The 20,723-nt window shown below is 35.8% G+C and carries 26 protein-coding genes; 1 reads left to right on the plus strand and 25 read right to left on the minus strand.

Features of this window, described 5'->3' with window-relative positions; translation table 11 throughout:
• Positions 1 to 5: 5 nt before the first annotated feature.
• The 16 genes from xseB to cobU all read right to left on the minus strand — a co-directional run bounded on the left by xseB (position 6) and on the right by cobU (position 12,843).
• Complete coding sequence (gene xseB, locus ACMKPP_RS07470) at positions 6 to 212, minus strand: exodeoxyribonuclease VII small subunit (protein ID WP_008713906.1); 207 nt, start codon at positions 210 to 212, stop codon at positions 6 to 8.
• A complete protein-coding gene (gene xseA / locus ACMKPP_RS07475) occupies positions 187 to 1,410 on the minus strand; it encodes an exodeoxyribonuclease VII large subunit (protein WP_008713905.1) in 1,224 nt (407 codons plus the stop codon). Before xseA ends, xseB begins: the two co-directional genes overlap by 26 nt.
• A gap of 2 nt (positions 1,411 to 1,412) precedes the next feature.
• Positions 1,413 to 2,366, minus strand: a complete 954-nt coding sequence (locus tag ACMKPP_RS07480) for a Kae1-like domain-containing protein (protein WP_008713902.1) — start codon at positions 2,364 to 2,366, stop codon at positions 1,413 to 1,415.
• Positions 2,366 to 2,770 carry a transcription antitermination factor NusB gene (gene nusB, locus ACMKPP_RS07485; RefSeq protein WP_008713900.1) on the minus strand — a complete coding sequence of 135 codons (405 nt, stop codon included), beginning with the start codon at positions 2,768 to 2,770 and terminating at the stop codon, positions 2,366 to 2,368. The genes ACMKPP_RS07480 and nusB overlap by 1 nt, the downstream gene beginning before the upstream one ends.
• Positions 2,760 to 3,155, minus strand: a complete 396-nt coding sequence (locus ACMKPP_RS07490) for an Asp23/Gls24 family envelope stress response protein (protein ID WP_004695803.1) — start codon at positions 3,153 to 3,155, stop codon at positions 2,760 to 2,762. Before ACMKPP_RS07490 ends, nusB begins: the two co-directional genes overlap by 11 nt.
• Positions 3,156 to 3,166: 11 nt before the next feature.
• Positions 3,167 to 3,547, minus strand: coding sequence for an Asp23/Gls24 family envelope stress response protein (locus ACMKPP_RS07495; protein ID WP_004695801.1), 381 nt, complete (start codon positions 3,545 to 3,547; stop codon positions 3,167 to 3,169).
• Between the two features lie 135 nt (positions 3,548 to 3,682).
• Positions 3,683 to 4,240 carry an elongation factor P gene (gene efp / locus ACMKPP_RS07500; RefSeq protein ID WP_004695799.1) on the minus strand — a complete coding sequence of 186 codons (558 nt, stop codon included), beginning with the start codon at positions 4,238 to 4,240 and terminating at the stop codon, positions 3,683 to 3,685.
• A gap of 15 nt (positions 4,241 to 4,255) precedes the next feature.
• Positions 4,256 to 5,329 (minus strand): M24 family metallopeptidase, encoded by a 1,074-nt coding sequence (locus tag ACMKPP_RS07505; protein WP_008713897.1) that lies wholly within the window; start codon positions 5,327 to 5,329, stop codon positions 4,256 to 4,258.
• Between the two features lie 70 nt (positions 5,330 to 5,399).
• A complete protein-coding gene (locus tag ACMKPP_RS07510) occupies positions 5,400 to 6,098 on the minus strand; it encodes a pseudouridine synthase (RefSeq protein WP_008713895.1) in 699 nt (232 codons plus the stop codon).
• Positions 6,098 to 6,736 (minus strand): alpha-ribazole phosphatase, encoded by a 639-nt coding sequence (gene cobC, locus ACMKPP_RS07515; protein ID WP_004697091.1) that lies wholly within the window; start codon positions 6,734 to 6,736, stop codon positions 6,098 to 6,100. Before cobC ends, ACMKPP_RS07510 begins: the two co-directional genes overlap by 1 nt.
• A gap of 7 nt (positions 6,737 to 6,743) precedes the next feature.
• Positions 6,744 to 7,874, minus strand: a complete 1,131-nt coding sequence (locus ACMKPP_RS07520; RefSeq protein WP_008713893.1) for a pyridoxal phosphate-dependent aminotransferase — start codon at positions 7,872 to 7,874, stop codon at positions 6,744 to 6,746.
• Positions 7,875 to 7,898: 24 nt separating this feature from the next.
• Positions 7,899 to 8,783: a GHMP family kinase ATP-binding protein gene (locus tag ACMKPP_RS07525; protein ID WP_008713891.1), complete on the minus strand. Its 885-nt coding sequence runs from the start codon at positions 8,781 to 8,783 to the stop codon at positions 7,899 to 7,901.
• A 73-nt stretch (positions 8,784 to 8,856) separates the two neighbouring features.
• On the minus strand, positions 8,857 to 9,750 hold the full coding sequence (cobS, locus tag ACMKPP_RS07530; protein ID WP_418369569.1) for an adenosylcobinamide-GDP ribazoletransferase: 894 nt from the start codon (positions 9,748 to 9,750) through the stop codon (positions 8,857 to 8,859).
• On the minus strand, positions 9,750 to 10,742 hold the full coding sequence (cbiB, locus tag ACMKPP_RS07535) for an adenosylcobinamide-phosphate synthase CbiB (RefSeq protein WP_004695785.1): 993 nt from the start codon (positions 10,740 to 10,742) through the stop codon (positions 9,750 to 9,752). Before cbiB ends, cobS begins: the two co-directional genes overlap by 1 nt.
• A 12-nt stretch (positions 10,743 to 10,754) precedes the next feature.
• Entirely contained in the window at positions 10,755 to 12,272 is a 1,518-nt protein-coding gene (locus tag ACMKPP_RS07540; protein WP_004697395.1) for a cobyric acid synthase, read from the minus strand.
• The gene (gene cobU, locus ACMKPP_RS07545; protein ID WP_004695782.1) at positions 12,265 to 12,843 is read right to left on the minus strand and encodes a bifunctional adenosylcobinamide kinase/adenosylcobinamide-phosphate guanylyltransferase; all 579 of its coding nucleotides are present in this window, start codon (positions 12,841 to 12,843) and stop codon (positions 12,265 to 12,267) included. The genes ACMKPP_RS07540 and cobU overlap by 8 nt, the downstream gene beginning before the upstream one ends.
• Before the next feature lie 63 nt (positions 12,844 to 12,906).
• Between cobU and ACMKPP_RS07550 the strand changes: the two genes are divergently transcribed.
• Positions 12,907 to 13,242, plus strand: a complete 336-nt coding sequence (locus tag ACMKPP_RS07550) for a hypothetical protein (protein WP_004695781.1) — start codon at positions 12,907 to 12,909, stop codon at positions 13,240 to 13,242.
• A gap of 46 nt (positions 13,243 to 13,288) precedes the next feature.
• Here ACMKPP_RS07550 and ACMKPP_RS07555 read toward each other — a convergent pair whose 3' ends face one another.
• From ACMKPP_RS07555 to ACMKPP_RS07595, 9 genes are all read right to left on the minus strand, one after another.
• Positions 13,289 to 13,804 carry a cob(I)yrinic acid a,c-diamide adenosyltransferase gene (locus ACMKPP_RS07555; protein WP_004695779.1) on the minus strand — a complete coding sequence of 172 codons (516 nt, stop codon included), beginning with the start codon at positions 13,802 to 13,804 and terminating at the stop codon, positions 13,289 to 13,291.
• A 64-nt stretch (positions 13,805 to 13,868) separates the two neighbouring features.
• Entirely contained in the window at positions 13,869 to 14,276 is a 408-nt protein-coding gene (ndk, locus tag ACMKPP_RS07560; protein ID WP_004695778.1) for a nucleoside-diphosphate kinase, read from the minus strand.
• Between the two features lie 22 nt (positions 14,277 to 14,298).
• The gene (gene htpX, locus ACMKPP_RS07565) at positions 14,299 to 15,174 is read right to left on the minus strand and encodes a zinc metalloprotease HtpX (RefSeq protein WP_105086512.1); all 876 of its coding nucleotides are present in this window, start codon (positions 15,172 to 15,174) and stop codon (positions 14,299 to 14,301) included.
• Between the two features lie 55 nt (positions 15,175 to 15,229).
• Complete coding sequence (gene thrB, locus ACMKPP_RS07570) at positions 15,230 to 16,144, minus strand: homoserine kinase (protein WP_004695774.1); 915 nt, start codon at positions 16,142 to 16,144, stop codon at positions 15,230 to 15,232.
• 2 nt (positions 16,145 to 16,146) lie between these two features.
• Positions 16,147 to 17,436 (minus strand): homoserine dehydrogenase, encoded by a 1,290-nt coding sequence (locus ACMKPP_RS07575; protein ID WP_004695772.1) that lies wholly within the window; start codon positions 17,434 to 17,436, stop codon positions 16,147 to 16,149.
• 24 nt (positions 17,437 to 17,460) lie between these two features.
• The gene (locus tag ACMKPP_RS07580) at positions 17,461 to 17,910 is read right to left on the minus strand and encodes an ACT domain-containing protein (RefSeq protein ID WP_004695770.1); all 450 of its coding nucleotides are present in this window, start codon (positions 17,908 to 17,910) and stop codon (positions 17,461 to 17,463) included.
• A gap of 13 nt (positions 17,911 to 17,923) precedes the next feature.
• Positions 17,924 to 18,916, minus strand: a complete 993-nt coding sequence (locus ACMKPP_RS07585; RefSeq protein ID WP_012864341.1) for a lysylphosphatidylglycerol synthase transmembrane domain-containing protein — start codon at positions 18,914 to 18,916, stop codon at positions 17,924 to 17,926.
• Positions 18,913 to 19,767 carry a ChbG/HpnK family deacetylase gene (locus ACMKPP_RS07590; protein WP_120054764.1) on the minus strand — a complete coding sequence of 285 codons (855 nt, stop codon included), beginning with the start codon at positions 19,765 to 19,767 and terminating at the stop codon, positions 18,913 to 18,915. The genes ACMKPP_RS07585 and ACMKPP_RS07590 overlap by 4 nt, the downstream gene beginning before the upstream one ends.
• A 161-nt stretch (positions 19,768 to 19,928) precedes the next feature.
• Positions 19,929 to 20,723 (minus strand): TrmH family RNA methyltransferase, encoded by a 795-nt coding sequence (locus tag ACMKPP_RS07595; RefSeq protein ID WP_349234007.1) that lies wholly within the window; start codon positions 20,721 to 20,723, stop codon positions 19,929 to 19,931.

Below are 20,723 nucleotides of genomic sequence, written 5' to 3' on the forward strand. Positions count from 1 at the left end.
TCTCCTTATTCGCTGATGCGGACTTCTTCGATAATTTGTTGTACTTCATTTTCAACAGAATCGAGCATTTCAGCACATTCTTTTACCAAAGTTAAGCCCTTTTTATATTGTGATAAAAGCTCAGAAATGGTCATATCCCCATCATCTAATTGCTTAACAATATCTTCTAAGGCCTTATATTTTTTCTCATAACTTTTTAGTGATGCGGCCATCCTTGTGCGCCTCCTTTACCGTAGCAGTAATATAACCATCAGCTAGTGTAACTCGTATATCGTCATTTGGTTGTAATTGGGCAACCGAAGTAATAGGTTTGTTATCATGCTCAACCTTTGCAAAACCTTTAATCATCATTTGTAATGGATTTAGTGACTCTAACTGTTGTGCCAATAATGCTAAGCTATGTCTCTCTGCATTACATCGTTCTTTAGTTGCATTAGTTAGAGTTTGAGAAAGCTCTTGTAAGTGTGATTTTTGCTTATGTAAAAATTGCAGAGCTGGAATGCCAAGTTTTCGATTAAAGAGCAATGTTAAATCTGTACGTTTTTGTTGTAGTGTATAGCGTATATATTCGTGTAAATACTCTTCTTTTTCTGTCAACTGATCTTGTAATATAGTAATTGGAAGTACTGCCATTTCTGCAGCATGGCTAGGCGTAGCACCACGTACATCAGCTACATAATCACATAAGGTGTAATCTGTTTCATGACCTACCGCCGAAATAATCGGTGTATGAGCATTATAAATTGCCTCTACAACAGCTCTATCATTGAAACACCACAAGTCCTCCATAGATCCACCACCACGACCAACGATGATGACATCAATATCTGGATCAGCATCTGCCGTAGCAATTCCTTTTGCTATAATTGGGCCTGCGGTACTACCTTGTACAGGAACGGAAAACAATTTAAATTGAACTAGTGGATTGCGTTGTTTACTAACATGTAGAATATCATGTAATACAGCACCAGATTGGGATGTAACAATACCAATGCAACTCGCCATATAGGGTAAACCTACTTTATGGCTATCATCAAAGTACCCCAAAGCAGTTAACTCTCGTTTTAGAGCGTCAAATTCGAGCTGTAACGGACTTTTAGCACCTATTTGCATATCTGATGCAATGAGATTTAAACGGCCCATTTTATTGTAAAAGTTAACAGATGCTTTTACAGTTACTAATAAACCATTTTGAATGGCATTAGCTAGTCCCTTTTGCATGACGGTACTAGACCACATTGTCACATCAATAGCAGATTCCTCATCTTTTAAAGAAAAATACATATGACCACTGCTATGACGTTTTGCATTAATAATGGTACCACTTACATATACATTCTTTAATAGATATTCACGATCTAAGGTACGTTTTATGAGATTGTTTAATTGTGTAATGGTTAATACATTCACGATTATCCTCTAGATTCTTGTAAATAAGCAGCACCAAAAGCATTACCTGTGGCATTATCAACAGAGAATTGTGGTTGCGCCACATGTAATTGGAGATGATTTCGTTTACAATAGGTTTCCATCCGCTTACGAAGTAAACTATTACTCATCACACCACCTACAGCAATGAGTGCACGTACAGGTTTCTCTTTAGTATGATAAGTAATCATTTTTTCTAGAGCATTTCCAATGGAAGTAAAAACAGCTCTAGCTAACTTAGATTTATCTATATCACTCATAGCGTTATTTATACGCCGCATAGCAGCACTACAAGGACCGGCAAAGCTAATCCATCCGTCTTTTACAGATGATGGCAATGGTTCATATTCTGTAGTTTGTAATGCTAATGCCTCTAAATGTTTACCTGCAGGAAATGGTAAGCCCAACGCGACACCTATGCGATCAACATATTGTCCCCCTTGTAAATCTCTAGAACCACCAACGATATGAGATTCAAAAATACCGTTTCCTTGATAATGGCAATATAATAGTTCTGTCGTGCCACCTGATAGATGTAATGCCAAAAATGGGTCATTAGGAATATTTTTTAAATCCCTCAAAGCAGCTAATATATGATTCTCTTGATGTGCAAAAATATGTAAAGGCACATTCATAAGATGACTCAAGGTTTGCCCCTGTCCTAACCCGACCATAAAGGCAGGCATATAAGAGCGTTCTTCACGGCGCGGAAAGCCACTAACACCTATGCCGCTAATTGGTACCTGAGGCAACTCTGACATTAACTTAGGCAACGCCTTTGTATGCTGAAAGACCATATTTGATTGTTGTAGTCCTCGCTCACCCAGTTTTACCTCTAAGATTTTACGTGCTTCCCCTACTATGTGAAAGTCGCTATCTACAATGGCACAACTTGTGGTGTAACAACTCGTATCAATGCCTAAGTAATATCGTTTCATTATTTACTCTTATTATATGCGTCTAAGATTGCATTAATTAATTTATAAGATGCATCAGAGCCAAACTCTTTAGCTAATTGAATGGCTTCATTAATAGCAATAGATGGCTCTAAAGGTTCCACTTTATTGTTCATTTCCCAAACTGCAATACGTAAGATAGAACGATCCACCTTATCTAAATTTGCTACTTTACGAGATTTACAGAATGGCTGTAATGTAGCATCAATTGCTTCAACATTTGATAGTACACCCTCTATAATACTATTTGCATATGCCTTATCCATTGCTTTATGAATGTTTCCTTCGGGAAATTGAACATCATTTTGATCAGTATGAAATTCATTGGCATATAACATTTGGAATGCGTATTGACGAGCCTCTCGCCGATTTCGCTTAGTTACCATGTAAAACTGGCTCCTTTTCTTTTACAATACCTTCAATATGCACATCAACCTTAATATGATCAAGATCTAGCATATTTTTTAAGGTTTGTTTGATTTCTAATTGCAATTGTTTCGATAATTCAATGAGATTATATCCATACAATGCTTTAATATAAATATTAATTTCAATAAAACCTTTACGATGCTTTACATTGATACCAGGTAAGCTACGCTGACCAAAAGCATGGGTAATACCCTCTACCAACTCATCGTAAAAGCGTGGGCTTAAAGAATGAATACCAGGAATGGTTCCTAAAGTTTTTGTTGCTACATCAATGATGACAGAATCTGCAATATCAATGGTATCCGTGTCTAAACCATAATTTAATTGATTATCTGAACTCATAGAGATACCTCCTATGGCTGTTGAGGTGTTACTAAATCATCAAAAATAATGTCTTGTACAACTACATCAATAGTTTGAACCTCAATTTCTGTATAAGAGACTAAAGCAGTTTTAATGCGCTCTTGTAGACGTAAAACAACATCAGGAATACGATATCCATACTGAATGCACACATATAGTGTAACTGATATTGCTCCTTCATCGTTAAAGGATATCTTAACACCTTCATGATCGGATTTACGTCTAAAAAAAGTGTTAACGCCATCATTAAAGGTGGAACTCATATGATGAATTCCCTTTGTGTCAAGCGCTGTCATTGTTACAATTGTAGCATATACATCATCATTAATCTTAATCTTACCCGACTCTAGTTCAGTATTTTTCTTGGTCATACTGGCCTCTTTCAAAAAAAGCACCTGTCCCTATATATAATTACATAGACGACAAGTGCTTACAGTGCAAATGTTACGATATATGGGGAATAAGATTCCTTGAAAAGATCTTGCCCCAATACATATCAATGAGTATTAGGCACGTTCGATGTATTGTCCTGTACGAGTATCAATACGAAGTACATCATCTACTTCAATGAAGAGAGGTACTTTTACAGTGTAGCCTGTTTCTAATACGGCTGGTTTATTACCACCAGTTGCAGTATCGCCACGGATACCAGGATCTGTTTCAACTACGCGAAGTTCAACAGCTACAGGTAAATCAATACCGATTACGATACCTTGGAAGAACATGATGGATACTTCCATATTTTCAAGAAGGAAGTTTTTAGCATCACCTAATTGTTCAAGGGTAAGTTCAACTTGATCATAAGTTTCGTTATCCATGAATGTATAAGAGCCATCAGATTCATATAAGTATTGCATACGACGACGATCAACATGTGCTTTAGGCACTTTTTCACCTGCATTAAATGTACGCTCAACTACAGAACCAGTTTGCAAGTTTTTCATTTTAGTACGTACGAATGCAGCACCTTTACCTGGTTTAACGTGTTGGAAATCAACTACTTGCCATACATTACCGTCAATTTCAACGGTTACACCTGGACGAAAATCATTACTGGAAATCATCTAACTCTTCTCCTTCTAAATACCTATTTCAATTAACTCTTTTGGACTATGTGTCAACACCTCATAGCCGTCAGATTTGACGATGACACTATCCTCTATTCTCAATCCGATAGTACCTGTTATATAAATGCCAGGTTCTACCGTAATGATCATATTTTCTGTAAATACCGTATCGGATTTAGTATTGGCTACTGGTTCTTCGTGAATCTCAAGACCTACGCCATGTCCAGTACCATGATTAAATTCCTTGGTATATCCATGTTCTTTAATATAATCACGACAAACTGCATCAAGTTCTTTACCAGTAATACCAGCCCGAACTGCAGCTACGCCACGTTTTTGTGCTTCTAAAACTATACCATACAGCTTCTTTTGTAATTCAGAGGCAGGCCCCATTACAATAGTTCTAGTCATATCAGAATGATAACCCTTATATACTGCACCAAAGTCAAAGGTAACAAAATCACCTGCTTCAATGACCTTATCACTGGCTACACCATGAGGCATACTAGAACGATTACCAGAAGCAACAATGGTTGCAAAGGAAGGTTCCTCTGATCCACGTTTTAACATTTCTGATTCTAATATAATGCGCGCTTCGTTTTCTGTCATCTCTACCTTTAGTTGTGGTAGCAAGGCAGCAAAAGCATCATCACCAATTTTAGCGGCTTTACGCAATAAGTCTAATTCGTCTTCACGCTTAACCGCACGTAGTTTTGCAAAATTGATAGATGTAAAATTAAAGCGTTCATCTAATGTATCACATAAAGTTTCATACGTATCCACAGGCATTTGTTTGCCTTCTATACCGAATAAACCTTCGTGAATATGATGTTCATTGAATATATCTACAAGAGTATCCATAACAGTTGTTTCATATTGAATAACTGTGTACCCTTCACATTGTTTTGTTGCTTGTTCAGTATATCTGAAATCAGTAATCATAAAGGCTTTATCTTGAGTAATGATAGCAAAGCCTGTAGTACCAGTAAAGCCTGCAAAATAATGTAGATTTATAGGGCTTATTAAAATGACGCCTGTTAATTCTTGCTCTTTAATATACTGTTGTAGCAGATTTAATCCATTCATAATCTTGCTCCTAGTCTATAAAGTACAATTAATCTTACCATAAAATACCTATATTGAATAGAATTTTATGCTATTTTTTAAAGCCCTCTATCTGTTCAACGGTCAATTCCATTGCAGAACCAACCTCTTCAATGCCACTTAAATCAATATGACCAATCGTAAGACGTTTCAAATATGTTACAGTACCACCTGCAGCACCAATCATGCGCTTAACTTGATGATACTTACCTTCTTCAATTGTTACATGTACTGAATGTAACGATACAAATTCAATTTCTGCCGGTTTACATTGCGTACCATCTCCAAGAAGAATTCCCTCTTTAATACGTTGTATACCTTCATCAGATAGCGTTCCTTCAAATTCTACGTAATAAACCTTAGGCACATGTTTATTACCATTGATGATAGAATGTCCCCACACACCATCATTAGTTAATAGTAAAAGTCCTTCTGTATCCTTATCTAATCTGCCTACTGGAACTACTCCCATTTTTATGAATTCTGGAGGGAGTAAATCCATAACAACAGGGTGACTAGAATCTTCTACGGCGGTAACATAGCCCTTTGGCTTATGAAATTTTACATAATATAGTTGAGTAGTACTAACAATCTTACCATCAACAGCAACTATATCAACATCAATATCAATATGAGTATCTTTTTTCGTTGTTATACTACCATTGATGGTAACCCTTCTATCTTTTATGATTTGATGGACTTCTTTTCGACTACCATAAGCTTTATTGGCTAATAATTTATCTAGTCGCATTATGCATGACCTTGTAATACATCTACGTGTGCTGTATCATTGAGCAAGTTTAAAATATTATGATCAAATTCTCCCATGCCATTATAGAATATACGATTTATTGCTGTATTACCTTGACTAAAATTCCAACAATGACTAATGGAAATATCTAATAATTTACACAATAATGTTCGTATAGTTCCACCATGACAAGCAATGAGAAGTGTTTCCTCCTCATTATTAACATTGATGAATTCCTCTAGACCTGCCCATGCACGGTCTTGTAAATTCTTAAAGCTTTCACCATTAGGAACCTTAACTAGATGTGGTCGCAAATACATTTCATCTATCAAACCAGGCCAACGATCTTCGATATCTGAAAATAACATAGCTTCCCAATCACCAAAATTAAGTTCTCGTAAGCGTTTATCTACCGTAATAGGAGTAGTACGTTCACCGCGAATGACTTCAGCTGTAACTAAAGCACGACTCAAATCACTAGATAATATGCGATCAAATTTAACATCTTTAAGAGCCTGACCACATGCCTTTGCTTGATTTAAACCATTTTCATTAAGTGGAACATCTGTGATGCCTTGGTATTTTCCCATTTTGTTCCAATCAGTTTCACCATGGCGCACAATATACAATGTTTTCATAGTCTTCCTATACTTTCAAAATATCTGTTAATTTTTCTACTAACTTAACATTAGTATCATGATCTTTTATTGCAACGCGAACCCATTGATTATTTAATCCCATATAAGAATCACAGTTGCGAACAATCATATTATATTTTTTAAGCGCTTCATTAATCGACTCTGCTGTTATTCCTTCTTGTTCAATGTGGAACAATATAAAATTAGCTGAAGGCGGATATACAGTAATACCATTTATAGTATCTAATGAGTTATACATAAAAAGTTGCTCTTCATGTAATACTTGTTTTGTTCGTTTCACATACTCTACATCATTCAAAGCCGCCTCTGTATAGGATTGAGCTAATGTGTTAACAGACCAAGTTGGAATAAAACTATTTAGTTGCTCAATGATAAGAGGATTGCTGAAAGCAGCACCAATTCGTAGCCCTGGCACGGCATAGAATTTTGTAAAAGAATGAACCACGATAATATTATCAAACTCGTTAACTAGGGAGCGCATGGAGTATTCATTATCTTGTAATGTGTCGTTACCAACAAAATCGATAAAGGACTCATCTATAACAAGTAAACTATTAGCATCTTTCAGCATGCTTGCAATAGTACGAATATGGTTCTTATCAAGTAACGTACCATCTGGATTATTGGGATTACCTAGAAATACAATAATACGACCATCTTGCCCTTTTAACTCGGCTGCAAAAGTTTCTAATGCTAAATAAGGAACCTCAAAATAAGGTTTTCCATGTTCATCTTCCCGTGGTCTATAATAAATATCGCGTACTGGAATTCTACTTGCTTCTAAAGCCGCTTTATATTCAGAAAAACCTGGTGCGGGAACAAAAGCGCCCGTATAGCCAGGTAACCGACAAATTGCATATAATAGCTCTGCCGCTCCATTGCCAACTACAATTTGATTTTTATTCATACCATAGATATCAGCAATGGCATTTAATATATCATCATTTGTAGCATCCGGATAATGTGATATATATCGCAATTGAGGTTCTAATGCAGATAAGCCACGTTGGCTAGGGCCTAGTGGATTGATATTAGCACTAAAGTCAATAACCTCATATGGTTCAATTCGTTGTTCATGGGCAAACTGAAAGATATTGCCCCCATGTATTTTAGACATACTATTCTCTTTCTATGAAATACTTTATCGTTTGATATAAGTTAATCCTTCATTCGTAGTTTCAACCGTATCTACATAGGATAATTGTGGCAACTTACGCAAAATCTCATTCTTACAATCATTAATACGACCATAATCAACGGGGAATAATAGTCCCATAATGGTTCCGCTATGAGCGATGATTGTTCCTACACTATTATAAGAATTACCTACATCGTGAAAGTCATATAAATTAGGTTTATATAAAATACGCTGATTGCCAAAGGCACTCAATGTAGCAGCTTGGCCAATAAGCTTTATATCATGCGTTGTAAGCCCCTGTTTAAACAAATCAAAGGATTCTTGTATAATAGATTCTTTTTCTAAAATTTTATTTTGTAAATCTGCTTGTTTATTAAAGCTAACTGTATCAATGCTACCGCCTTCGTCAAAAACGAGGATTTTTAAAGGTGGGCACATACCTAATGGCTTAGAGATAGTCCCTTTAATATAATCAAACTGAGTTACACCTTGATAAAAAGAGGCATCTGTAGGCTCTACAGATAGACAAATTTGCTCAAGTTCTTTTAATGATAAATCATAGTCCATGGCCAAAGCTGTAGCCATAGCTGTTACAGAAATATCTGCCGAACTTGAAGCCATGCCTTTTCCTTGTAGAATATCAGATCTTACATACACAGGCGGGCAAATTTGATTTTTATTTTTTTGTTGGACCAACTCTTGTACTAATTTACGAGCTTGTGCAGACTTTGGTTGAAGTGCACAAAATTCTTTAGAAAAAGGTTGTATTACATTACTCAATGCATAGGAGTATCGATTAATTGGACATGTCACTAAAAATGACTGACCATCAATAGAACCTTGTAGAAATTCCCCACATGTACCTGGGGCTCTTACATAATAGGTCACATTAAACTCCTTTCACATCAAATAAAGTATACGTTCTAAAAATATTAAAACTTTGAAAATCAAAAATTTAGAGTTAGAACATAGTTGGATTATTAACTACCGTAGCTGATAGTATAGATACAATTATGCTATATACCAATATCAATAATACTTCAGTTACTTCCACAACAAATCCATATGTATCACCAGTAGTGCCACCTAACGCTTTTACAATATAGCGGTTTAATAATCGGTTAATAATATACGTAATAATCATGCTAACAATATTGATTTGGAAAATACCTATAGTAGCATATACTAACACACCTAATCCTACTAAATACCCTACATCAGGTGCTGAAAAAATTGCATAAGCACCATATAAAAGTGTATATAATACTAAACCGATTAATAGTAATAGAATAGGCATAAAGAACGTAGATATGGTGTTATAAGTAATAACATGTTTAGGTGCTAAATTAGCAAATGCTGCCCCCATCCCCTGTTCTCTAGCATATGGATAGGATCGAATACTAAAAACCATAGACCAACGGCTCATTAAAGGCATCATAATGAGTGCCATAGATATAAATTCAGCCGATGGAATCGAAGCTAATAATTGCCATTTCAAAAGTGTAACAAATACAAAAGCAACAACTCCAAAGGAGCCTATACGACTATCTTTCATGATTTCTAGTTTACGTTCTCTTTCACGGCCGGAAAACAAACCATCGCTTGTATCCATCAAACCATCAGCATGAAGGCCACCAGTTATTAAAAACTCAGCCACAACGATAATTAACATCAATGGCATAATCGGAATAAATGGCGATAATACGCCATATAATATAGCTAATATGAGACCAATAATAAGGCCCACATAAGGAAATGCTACAACAGATTTACCAAAGTCCTCTACAGACCATTCAGTTTGATTTACAATTTTTAAACGCGTTAAAAATTGTAGTGCTATAAAAAAAGGTGTCATTATACATTCATCCCATAGGTAATGACTGTACTAATGATAACCATTAGTATAGTCGTAACATACATCATATAAATTGTTCGAGTAATATGGTTACGGTTTAGCTTTTCAATAGGATCGCCCATATATTCACGGAAGGTCATTTTTTTGAAATACTGATTGTAACCACCTAAACGGATATGTAAGGCCCCTGCCACAGGTGCTTCTGCATACCCCCCATTAGGACTAGGATGTTTTTTTGCATCACGTAAACCGATTTCTATTGCCTTTTTAGCATCAAAGCGTAAAAAGAATGCAGAAATTACAAATAATACAAAGGTAATTCGGGCAGGAATCCAATTTAATATGTCATCAAAGCGTGCAGCTACGCGACCAAAGTACAAGTACTTTTGATTCTTATAGCCTAACATAGAATCCATAGTATTAGCAGTTCTATAAAGAATAGCCCCCATAGGGCCACCGATAATAAAAAAGAAAAAAGGTGCAATAATACCATCTACCGTATTTTCCGCAATCGTTTCTACTGTAGCCCGAGTGATTTCGCTTTCATCTAAGTCTTCCGTATCTCGTCCCACAATCCATGATAAACGTTTGCGAGCATCTACAATATTACCTTGTTTTATTAACTGACTAATGGTAAAACCTGCGCCAGCCAATGAACGTGGAGAAATGGCAATGTAGAGGATCACTACTTCGAAAGCATAGTATACCCATTCGTCTACTACTCCACCTAGCCATAACAATAAAGATACTATGATATATACCGATATAAGAATTAAACCTACTGCAATACCACCGTACCACAATTTCTTCGTATCATTATCAGTGTCTTTATAAAGAACGGCTTCAAAAAAAGATATTATACGTCCAATAATGGCCACTGGATGATATTTACTATTGGGATCTCCAATAATTAAATCCAATAAAAATGCTAAAACTGGTATGCACACAAAGTTATACTTTGAAAACCAGTGAAAAATTGCTAAATGTTCCATATATCTCCTCTACTATCCCAAGGTAGACATAATATAATCCATATCTAGATGTTCCTCCACAATATCAGCTAAGCGATTATATGCCGCATTTTTATGGTCAAAATAATGGAATACTACATCTAATGGTTGTAATCCCTTGCGTTCACGTAATTGATTGATAATAAAACGTCTAAACTCGTCATTATCAAATACACCGTGAATATATGTACCCATTACTTGATGATTACCATCAATAAAACCATCAATAACATTGACAGCCTCTTCACTGCGACTTGTAATTGTAAAGCAACGAGACACCGAATCTGCTAGTGGCGTAGTATCCCCCATATGAATTTCATAGCCTACTAATTTTTCACCCCTGAAAGTACCATTTAAAAACTGTAAATTAGATACATTGAATTGTACTTGATGGGTAGTTTTTTGAGCCTTCATAGTCGTGGAGGATTCAACAAGGCCAAGTCCTTCAATTTCCTCGATATCACCTTCCATATGATGCGGATCATAAATAGTTTTACCTAACATTTGGTTACCGCCACAAACACCGATAACAGGTGTACCTTGAGCAGCCAATTTTTTGATTTCATCAGCAAAGCCTGTATCACGTAAATATGTTAAGTCAGCCAATGTATTTTTAGAACCAGGTAATATAATTAAATCTGGCGTACCGATAACATCTCCAGGGCCTACAAAACGGACAGATACATCTGGCTCATAATTAAGTGCATCAAAGTCTGTAAAATTAGAGATTTTAGGTGTTTGCATAACTACGACCTGAATATCTTTAGTACCACTATTGCGTTTGTTCTCTAATGCAACAGAATCTTCTTCATCAATATCGAGGTTCTCAATGGCAGGAATAACACCTACCACTTTTTTACCTGTTTTTTCTTCAATAAATGTAAGAGCTGGTTCTAATAGTTTGATATCACCACGGAATTTATTGATAACGATACCTTTAATAAGATCGCGTTCTTCTGGTTCTAATAATTCTAAGGTACCAACAATGGACGCAATAGCACCACCTCGGTCAATATCTGCAATGAGAAAAACTGGAGCTTGAGTCATCTTGGCAATACGCATATTTACAATATCATTTGCTTTTAAGTTAACTTCTGCAGGACTACCGGCACCTTCGATAACCATCATATCAAAATTTGAGTCTAAGAAATCAATAGATTCTTTAACCTTATCTAAAGCGGTTAGTGAATATTTTGTATGATATTCTTTGGCACTATATACGCCAACAGGTTTCCCCATCAATACAACTTGAGACGATTGATTTCCTGTAGGTTTTAATAACACAGGATTCATTTGAACAATTGGATCAATACCAGCGGCTTCGGCTTGAGCGACTTGAGCACGGCCAATTTCATCGCCCCATTTTGTCACATAAGAATTGAGGGCCATATTTTGTGCTTTAAAAGGAACGGTCTTAAAACCTTTTCTATAAAAAATACGGCATAATGCAGTACAAAGAATACTTTTACCTACATTAGAACTCGTTCCTTGAAACATGATTTTCTTAGCCATTTATATGAACCTCCTGTGATTTCAATTCAATGGTAACACCACTAATTGTTAAATAGAGTTTATCTGCAACAGAAGCTACTGCTCGATTCACACGACCAGCAATATCTCTAAAATATCTAGCCAGTTTATTATCCGGCACAATACCTAACCCAATTTCATTGGTCACAAATATAACTGTTTTACCTTCACATGATTGTATCGAGTCTAATAAAGTGTCTAATTCTGAAAGTATTGTCTGTTCTAATCTATTAGCATCTTCTTGACCACGAATGGAGCCATAAGCCATCATGTGATTGGTAGTGAACATGGTTAAACAATCTATAAGAATTACATCTGCTGATTGACTGATATTTTCCCATTCATCAGCTAAATGTAAAGGTACTTCAAAATTATTCCATATTTTTCCTCGTCGCTCTTGATGTTTTTTGATGCGATCCACCATTTCCTCATCAAAAGCTTGGCCCGTAGCTACATAAGCTTTTGGCCCCTTTGTAGCCAATGCTAAACGTTCAGCAAATTCACTTTTTCCACTGCGTGCCCCACCGGAACACAATATAATTTGTGATTTCATAATGCACCTATACAAGAATTTATAATTTCAGTATCATTATAAGTATAACAAAGGAGCGATACTATGGAAATTATGAATATGAAACTAAAAATGATGGCTACGCTATGGGATAATACATATCGTGTTGCCATCGATGACGGACAAGGTAAATATATTGGTACTGCACGAGTAGTAGTAAATGTTCCTCTACCACCAGAAGCTTTACCTGAAAACGCACCGCAAGTTGAAGCACAACTATTAGTATTAGTTGAAGACTTTGATTTCGGCGCTGATAAAATTATAAACTTTGAAACAACATTAGCCAATTTATTAAGAGAAAAATTCCGTTATGAAATTCCTCATATCTTCTTTTACTATCCTAGCCCTCAAGATGTTTTAAACCAAACAATTTCACAATAGGTCTATAACGAGCAAAAAGCTATGTAAAATACATAGCTTTTTTTGTTTATTCAGCCCCAAGTTCTTCCTCTACACGACACAAGATAAAGCAAAGGTCGGATAGACGATTTAAGTATTTTAAATTAGATTCGTGAACACTTTCACCAGCGTCTAATACTCGCCATAAAGCGCGTTCCGCACGTCGAGTAATCGTTCTAGCTACATGTAAATAAGCAGAAGATTGTTTTTCACCGGGAATGACAAAACTAGATAAAGGTTCTAACTTTGCATCAAAGCGATCAATAACTTTTTCTAAATGCTTTACATATTGCTCAGTAATTACCGGAGCAGTATTTAAACTTGCAATATCGGCCATTAATGTCCATAAGTTTCGCTCAATATCGTATAATTCAGCAGCAACACGTGGATTTTCAGCATAAGCGCGAGCCAATCCTAAAAAAGCTTGTAATTCATCGATTGTACCATAAGCTTCTACGCGTAAAGATGATTTCTGTACACGTTCTCCCGTGTATAAACCAGTTGTACCAGCATCACCTGTTTTTGTATAAACACTACTTGCCATATGATTACCTCCTATAGATATACATGGATGTAGAAATAAAAGCTAAATAATACCAACCTTGAGATTATTTGTATTCAGGGAACCAAAGATGAATTTCACGAGCAGCAGCTTCTGGAGAATCAGAAGCATGTACTACGTTAGCATCCATTGTTAGGGCATAGTCACCACGAATACTACCAGGGGCAGCATCTACAGGATTTGTTGCTCCGTTTAAAGCACGTACGGATACAATTGCGTTCTCACCAGCTAACACAAAAGCAAGAACTGGGCCTGATGTAATAAAATCAACTAATTCACCAAAGAATGGCTTTTCCTTATGTTCTGCATAGTGTTCTTCCGCTAATTCACGAGGTACTTGTAAAAGTTTTAATGCTTTAATAACAAGGCCTTTACGTTCATAACGGCTAAGGATTTCACCACTTAATTGACGTTTAACTGCATCTGGTTTAATTAAAACTAATGTTTCTTGCATGATACCCTCCAGTAGATACTAATTATAATATTGCCTTTTCTTTATACTTTGGATTCATAGCTTGTTTCTTTAACTTTTGAATACGTTCTTCCGTGCGAGGATGTGTACTAAAAAGATTGCTCAAGCTTTCACCAATTCCCATCATAGGGTTAATAATAAACATATGGGCTGTAGCATTACTTGCATTAGGCAATGCACCATGTTTAGAGTAGTAGTCAATTTTTGCAAGTGCAGAAGCCAGTGCTAATGGGTTGCGACACATATCTCCGCCTCCCTCATCAGCTAAAAACTCACGAGTACGGGAAATACTCATCTGAATAAGACCAGCTGCGATAGGTGCAATAATGATCGTACCAAGAAGCGCCAAAGGGTTAGTGCCTTCTCGATCATCAGAGCGCCCAAATATGGCAGTGAATTGAAGTATATTGGCTATCATAGAAATAGCACCAGCCATCATAGCTGCAATTGTACTAATCAATGTATCTCGATTCTTAACATGTGTTAATTCATGTGCAAGCACACCTTCTAATTCTTCATCAGTTAATAGACGTTGGATACCTTCTGTAACAGCAACTGCTGCATGACTAGGATTTCTACCTGTTGCAAATGCATTCGGTACTTCACTGGGAATGATATAAACCCTTGGCATTGGTAAATTACCATTTTTAGTCAATTTCTCTACCATTGCATATAGTTTTGGATTAGACTGTGCAGTAACAGGTTGAGCATTGTATTGGGCTAAAACGATTTTATCGCTGTACCAATAAGACATAAAATTCATACCCATGGATATGACAAACATCATAATCATACCGCTTCTGCCGCCAATCATATCACCAATAACCACTAAAATGGCCGTTAGCGTAGCTAACAAAAGTGTTGTTTTTATATTGTTCATAGTTTCCTCCAATTATTGTTATGGACTATGCCTAACACTATAATTATACCATAAACTATATAATTAACGCTCCAGTTGTATCAGCTTCTAAGCAATATATTTTATTTTCAATCTCATTTGCTGTGAATACAGCCCCCATAGCCTTTGCTACCTCTTGTACATGAGCTTTATCAACATATGCAATTAGAGTAGAACCCGATCCACTGATAGTTGCACCGTAAGCTCCAGCAACTTTTGCGGCTTCAAAAACTTCATCACAATGAGGAATCAATGTCTTACGATAAGGTACATGCAAGTTGTCATCTAAGGCAACAGATAAATTACTTAATTGATGCGTAATTAAGCTTGTTACAAATAATGAAGCATGACTTACATTTTGTACAGCTTCTTTGAATGGAATATGATTTGGTAGCACAGAACGAGCATACTCAGTAGATACCATGACTTCTGGTACTACAACAGCAAAATGTAGCTCCGGAGGAATAGAAATGACCGTGTTTAGTACCTTATTTTTTAAACCTGTAGCACAACATAAATTTCCGTAAATAGCTGGCGCTACATTATCTGGATGACCTTCCATACGATTTGCTATAACCAGTAACTCTTCTTTTGAAAGTGGATGCTTTACTAATGCGTTCGCCAGTAAAAGTCCCCCTACTATAGCCGTACTACTACTACCTAGTCCACGAGAGGGAGGAATCAAGGTTTCAGAAGTTATATGACCATATCGAATTGGTTCTTGAGCAGTAGCAAAAACTTGATCCATAGCGAAACCAATTAGATTCTTTTTAGGATCTTCAGCGCGTAAAATATCTGCACCAAAACCTTCAAAAGTATATGTATATTCTGTAGCATTTTCATCTGGTGTAAAGCTGAATATATTATAAAGATTTAGTGCTAATCCTAAGCAATCAAAACCTGGGCCACAGTTTGCACTAGTGGCAGGTACTTGTACACGAACAGTATTCATAATTAAGCTTCCATAATACGAATAACACTATTAACAGCCTTAACGGAGCGCAAGCTATTAAAAGAGTCTATAAGATTTAAAATATAAGATCTTGGGCATTTAGATGTAACAATGGCAAGAACTGCAGTTTCTGGATCCATATTTCGTTGAACGATGGATAAAACAGAAATTTTTTGTTCTGCTAATTTTGCAGAGATTTTTGCTAGAACACCTGTTTTATTATCCACTGCTAAACGCAAGTAGTAGCTAGATTGGATTTTACCTGGAGAATAAATATCTTTTTGATCATAATAGAACGGTTTCAAGCGCCCTGTTTCATTATAAGAGACATTCTTTGCCACTTCCATTATGTCAGATACTACAGAACTACCTGTCGGTAAGCTACCTGCACCACGACCATATAGCATGACATCATCGATACCATTGCCCTTAACATAAATTGCATTGTAGGATCCTCGAACAGATGCTAATGGATGTGTCGTAGGAATAAATGCAGGATATACATTTAAAGATAATCCTTGAGCAGTTTCTTTAGCAATACCTAATAATTTAATATTGTAACCAAACTCTTTCCCAAATTTTATATCTTCAGTATCAATACAAGTAATACCTTCTACAGTTACATCTTCAAAGAAAATACGACGGTTAAAGCTAATAGATGCAAGGATTGCCAATTTACGAGCTGCATCAAGGCCTTCTACATCAGCTGTAGGATCTGCCTCTGCATATCCTAAATCTTGTGCTTCTTTTAATACATCTTGGTAGCTTAAACCTTCTTCAGACATTTTAGTCAAAATAAAGTTTGTAGTACCATTCATAATACCAATGATTTCAGTAATACGATTACCGGCTAACGATTCATATAATGTGCGGATTATAGGAATACCACCTAGAACAGATGCTTCAAAACGTAGATCTACCCCATTTTTACTCGCTAAGTCTAATAAGTATGGACCAGCTTCTGCTAATAAGTCTTTATTGGCAGTTACCACATTCTTCTTAGCTTTTAAAGCTCCTTCTACGCAATCCTTAGCAAAGCTTGTACCACCCATCAATTCCACTACCATTTGGATGGAATCGTCTTTTAACACTTCATCAATATCAGTTACATATTTAGCTGTTTCTGGTAATGTAATATGACTATATTTTTCTGGATTTCGTACATAAATTTTTGAAATTTCAACATTGACACCTGTACGATTTTTAATTAATTCAGCATTGTCTTGCAATAAGTTAAAAGTACCTTGTGCAACAGTACCAAAACCTAATAAAGCAATTTTTATAGTGGTCATAATCGTCCTACTCTCTTAATTAGCCTATGCTTGGCCTAAAATTTCTACCTTGATAATACCCTTCATAGAGCGAATATCTAGCAATAAATCTTCTAATGAACCTTGTAAATCCTTGGTTTCAAAAGAAATGCTACTATTCGCAATGCCTTGTAATGGAATATCTTGATTAATCGTTAAAATACTACCGTTACGTTCAGCAATGGCTTTCAAAACGCTTGATAACATACCAGATTCATTTGACATAGAAACATAAATACTAACAATTTTTCCTTGAGCAATTTCAAAAAATGGAAAAACATAATCCTTGTATTTATAATACGCAGATCGACTTAAATCCATTTTTTCAACTGCTTCGTTAATTGTTTTAACCTCACCTAGTTTTAGAATTTCTTTTACTTTTATCGTCTTTTTTATAGCCTCTGGTAAAATATCTTCTTGAACCAGATAAAATTTATCTTTTTTTGGTTTAGACATAGAGCACACTCCCTTATTGTTTTCTTGAAGTTTCTTGGGCAACGAATTGTCGTCCATATAATGTTAATACTGCATACATACCGATGAAGAATGGCATATACTCAGCCACAACACGCCATCCTACAGCGATGATTCCCACTGTTCCATTAGGTACAAAGGCACTAAATAATACTACAAATAGACCTTCTGCAATGCCTGTTCCCCCTGGGGTTGGTGCAAAATACAAAATAAGATTTAATAAAATCATGCGATCTAAAATATCGATAATAGGAATATCTGGTGTGAAAGCATACATTAAGGCGGGTGCAATACAATATAAGCATAATAAACTCAAACCAGATTCAATAAAAACTATTAAAGATTGGACAGGTTGTTTATAAAGTAAACCAAGACCTTGATTTAGTGTTTCTAATTTAGAAAGCCAATCTTTAGTGTTATGTGCTTTAAATCGTTGTGCTAGATTATAGACAAATTGACGCATATACTTAGTCTGTAATATATAAGTTCCCACTAAGGTCGCTATAACAGCAAGCACGGCAAAAATCAAAAGCATATCACGAGAGATATATGGAATTTCAATAGCATCTCGTAAGAATACTAATGGCAGCATAATGACCAAAAACATAATGGAAAATACGGTACGTATTAATACAATCGGTGTACCTTTAGATATAGGTACGCCATAACTTCTCAACACCAGTACTTGCGCGACAGCACCACCGCTAGCTCCAGGTGTCAACATAGCCATAAAATAATTACTAAAAATAACTCGTAGCACTGCTCGTATCGATAACTTGTAACCACCAATTTTTACGAGCCTTTGAAGTCGTAATCCATCAAAATACATACCTGCTACTAAAGCAACTAAAGCTAATAATAAGGAAATACTATTAAAAGATGATATGGCTTTCAATGCATCTAAATCAATAGTATAGTAAATAATACCAATTGATACAGCCAATAACAAGAGAAACATAAAGATGCCTCTCTTCATCATTTTACTCATACCAAGTCTCCATAATTAATGAGCTCTATATCATGTTGACTTATATATAATCGCGTATGACTGGAACAGAGTGCATGCAACTCATCTTCCCAATGATAACCCCAATTATAAAGCTTACTAAGAATACTACTATTACTACCTGGGTGAACCATCAATTCATGTGTACCAGAATGTTTATTTACCGCTTTTAGGATACCCATTAGAGATTTCTGATTTATATGACCTCCATTTACCATGCCCCAAAAATATTGGGTTGTAGTCATACAATTATTTCGTATGATTGGTCGCGCATTAGCCGCAACCGTTGATAAACCAACTTTACCAAGAAATCGAATTGGGGAATACATATAATTCATAAAACCAGTAGACTCATCGGGTATACGTATAGCATGTATACCAAAGGATTTTGCCTGTTCAATCACAATTGGCAATACCGTTGGTAACACATGCAAATGTTGATGTCCATCAATATGAGTTACCCTTAAGCCGGTATCCATTATTTGAGCTATTTGTGCATGAATCTCTTTACGTAATTCACTATAATTGATTTTGCCAGAGTAAATACGTTTAATAAATTCTACATAGTTCTCTGGAAATACACCTTCTGGTGTGAGAAGTGATGAAACTTCTGATGGATCACATACTGGTTTGACCCCACCCACCAAGGTAATATGAATACCAATGCCCAACTTAGGGTTTTGTTTTGCCATACTTACGGCTTCTGTAAAAGCTTCTCCTCCTGCCATTAAAGAGGTACTGGTAATAATACCTCTACGGTGACCATCAATAATACCAGCATTAACTGCACTATGAAGGCCAAAATCGTCTGCATTTACAATTAATTTGGACATAGTTATCTTCCTTTTCATGAAAAAAAGGGAGAACTTTGTTCTCCCACAAAGGATATATGTTATTTTACCAAATACACAACTAAAAAATCAATACAAAAGCCCTCTACTTGTTTACTAGTAGAGGACTTTTTATAAGGTCATAAAATTTTATCATATATATACTAAGGCATTAATTGTTCTTGTACTTTATACATACATAATGCAGCAGCTACGCTTACATTTAAGGATTCCATATCACCATACATAGGAATCATAATACGATTTGTACATAGATTCATAACCCCTGGTGTTACACCATTTCCTTCGTTTCCTAATACTAGCATAGTTCGCTTAGCATAACTTACAGTATGATAAGGATTGGAATGTTCTAAAGCTGTTACATAGCTAGTCATATTAGACTCGGTTACCATATCATGTAACAGAGATAACGTAATGTCTTCATATAAAGGTATTTTATGTAAGGCGCTCATGGTACTGCGGACTGTCTTGTCATTAAAAGGGTCCACAGTTCCTTTCATCAAAAATATCCCTTTAACACCTGCTGCAACAGCAGTACGAATAATGGTACCTAGATTGCCGGGATCTTGAACACCATCTAATGTAATATATAAACCATCCACAATAGAAATTGATTCAATATCATATGTAGGCTTTGATACAATAGCAACTACACCTTGTCCATTTACGGTATTATCTACTTTATCAAACACTGGATCTTGTGCGATATATTTAGGTACAGATTGAACAGTATCTAAGTCTAATAAATCTAATATATTTTTATCTTGCGCTTTAGATTCACGTATAACGATTGTTTTTACTGCACCCATAGCTGCAATATCTCGAATAGAGCGAATGCCTTCAACGATGTACTCTCCATTTTTTTGGCGATTTTTACGTTGCCTTAATGAGATAATTCGCTTAATCGTTTTATTATCTTTAGATTGGATAAATTCCAT

Origin of the sequence: Veillonella parvula, assembly GCF_048309325.1 — a bacterium.
Classification (GTDB): Bacteria; Bacillota; Negativicutes; order Veillonellales; family Veillonellaceae; genus Veillonella; species Veillonella parvula_T.

What these genes read in the sequence shown, in the direction of transcription:
- cbiB (WP_004695785.1), bottom strand. Translation starts at nt 10,742, where the DNA reads ATGGAACATTTAGCAATTTTTCACTGGTTTTCAAAGTATAACTTTGTG.
- ACMKPP_RS07480 (WP_008713902.1), bottom strand. Translation starts at nt 2,366, where the DNA reads ATGAAACGATATTACTTAGGCATTGATACGAGTTGTTACACCACAAGT.
- ACMKPP_RS07585 (WP_012864341.1), bottom strand. Translation starts at nt 18,916, where the DNA reads ATGAGTAAAATGATGAAGAGAGGCATCTTTATGTTTCTCTTGTTATTG.
- ACMKPP_RS07580 (WP_004695770.1), bottom strand. Translation starts at nt 17,910, where the DNA reads ATGTCTAAACCAAAAAAAGATAAATTTTATCTGGTTCAAGAAGATATT.
- ACMKPP_RS07510 (WP_008713895.1), bottom strand. Translation starts at nt 6,098, where the DNA reads ATGCGACTAGATAAATTATTAGCCAATAAAGCTTATGGTAGTCGAAAA.
- ACMKPP_RS07490 (WP_004695803.1), bottom strand. Translation starts at nt 3,155, where the DNA reads ATGAGTTCAGATAATCAATTAAATTATGGTTTAGACACGGATACCATT.
- cobS (WP_418369569.1), bottom strand. Translation starts at nt 9,750, where the DNA reads ATGACACCTTTTTTTATAGCACTACAATTTTTAACGCGTTTAAAAATT.
- ACMKPP_RS07590 (WP_120054764.1), bottom strand. Translation starts at nt 19,767, where the DNA reads ATGTCCAAATTAATTGTAAATGCAGACGATTTTGGCCTTCATAGTGCA.
- ACMKPP_RS07540 (WP_004697395.1), bottom strand. Translation starts at nt 12,272, where the DNA reads ATGGCTAAGAAAATCATGTTTCAAGGAACGAGTTCTAATGTAGGTAAA.
- cobU (WP_004695782.1), bottom strand. Translation starts at nt 12,843, where the DNA reads ATGAAATCACAAATTATATTGTGTTCCGGTGGGGCACGCAGTGGAAAA.
- efp (WP_004695799.1), bottom strand. Translation starts at nt 4,240, where the DNA reads ATGATTTCCAGTAATGATTTTCGTCCAGGTGTAACCGTTGAAATTGAC.
- cobC (WP_004697091.1), bottom strand. Translation starts at nt 6,736, where the DNA reads ATGAAAACATTGTATATTGTGCGCCATGGTGAAACTGATTGGAACAAA.
- ACMKPP_RS07520 (WP_008713893.1), bottom strand. Translation starts at nt 7,874, where the DNA reads ATGTCTAAAATACATGGGGGCAATATCTTTCAGTTTGCCCATGAACAA.
- ACMKPP_RS07575 (WP_004695772.1), bottom strand. Translation starts at nt 17,436, where the DNA reads ATGACCACTATAAAAATTGCTTTATTAGGTTTTGGTACTGTTGCACAA.
- ACMKPP_RS07595 (WP_349234007.1), bottom strand. Translation starts at nt 20,723, where the DNA reads ATGGAATTTATCCAATCTAAAGATAATAAAACGATTAAGCGAATTATC.
- nusB (WP_008713900.1), bottom strand. Translation starts at nt 2,770, where the DNA reads ATGGTAACTAAGCGAAATCGGCGAGAGGCTCGTCAATACGCATTCCAA.
- ACMKPP_RS07550 (WP_004695781.1), top strand. Translation starts at nt 12,907, where the DNA reads ATGGAAATTATGAATATGAAACTAAAAATGATGGCTACGCTATGGGAT.
- ACMKPP_RS07555 (WP_004695779.1), bottom strand. Translation starts at nt 13,804, where the DNA reads ATGGCAAGTAGTGTTTATACAAAAACAGGTGATGCTGGTACAACTGGT.
- htpX (WP_105086512.1), bottom strand. Translation starts at nt 15,174, where the DNA reads ATGAACAATATAAAAACAACACTTTTGTTAGCTACGCTAACGGCCATT.
- ndk (WP_004695778.1), bottom strand. Translation starts at nt 14,276, where the DNA reads ATGCAAGAAACATTAGTTTTAATTAAACCAGATGCAGTTAAACGTCAA.
- ACMKPP_RS07505 (WP_008713897.1), bottom strand. Translation starts at nt 5,329, where the DNA reads ATGAATGGATTAAATCTGCTACAACAGTATATTAAAGAGCAAGAATTA.
- ACMKPP_RS07495 (WP_004695801.1), bottom strand. Translation starts at nt 3,547, where the DNA reads ATGACCAAGAAAAATACTGAACTAGAGTCGGGTAAGATTAAGATTAAT.
- thrB (WP_004695774.1), bottom strand. Translation starts at nt 16,144, where the DNA reads ATGAATACTGTTCGTGTACAAGTACCTGCCACTAGTGCAAACTGTGGC.
- xseB (WP_008713906.1), bottom strand. Translation starts at nt 212, where the DNA reads ATGGCCGCATCACTAAAAAGTTATGAGAAAAAATATAAGGCCTTAGAA.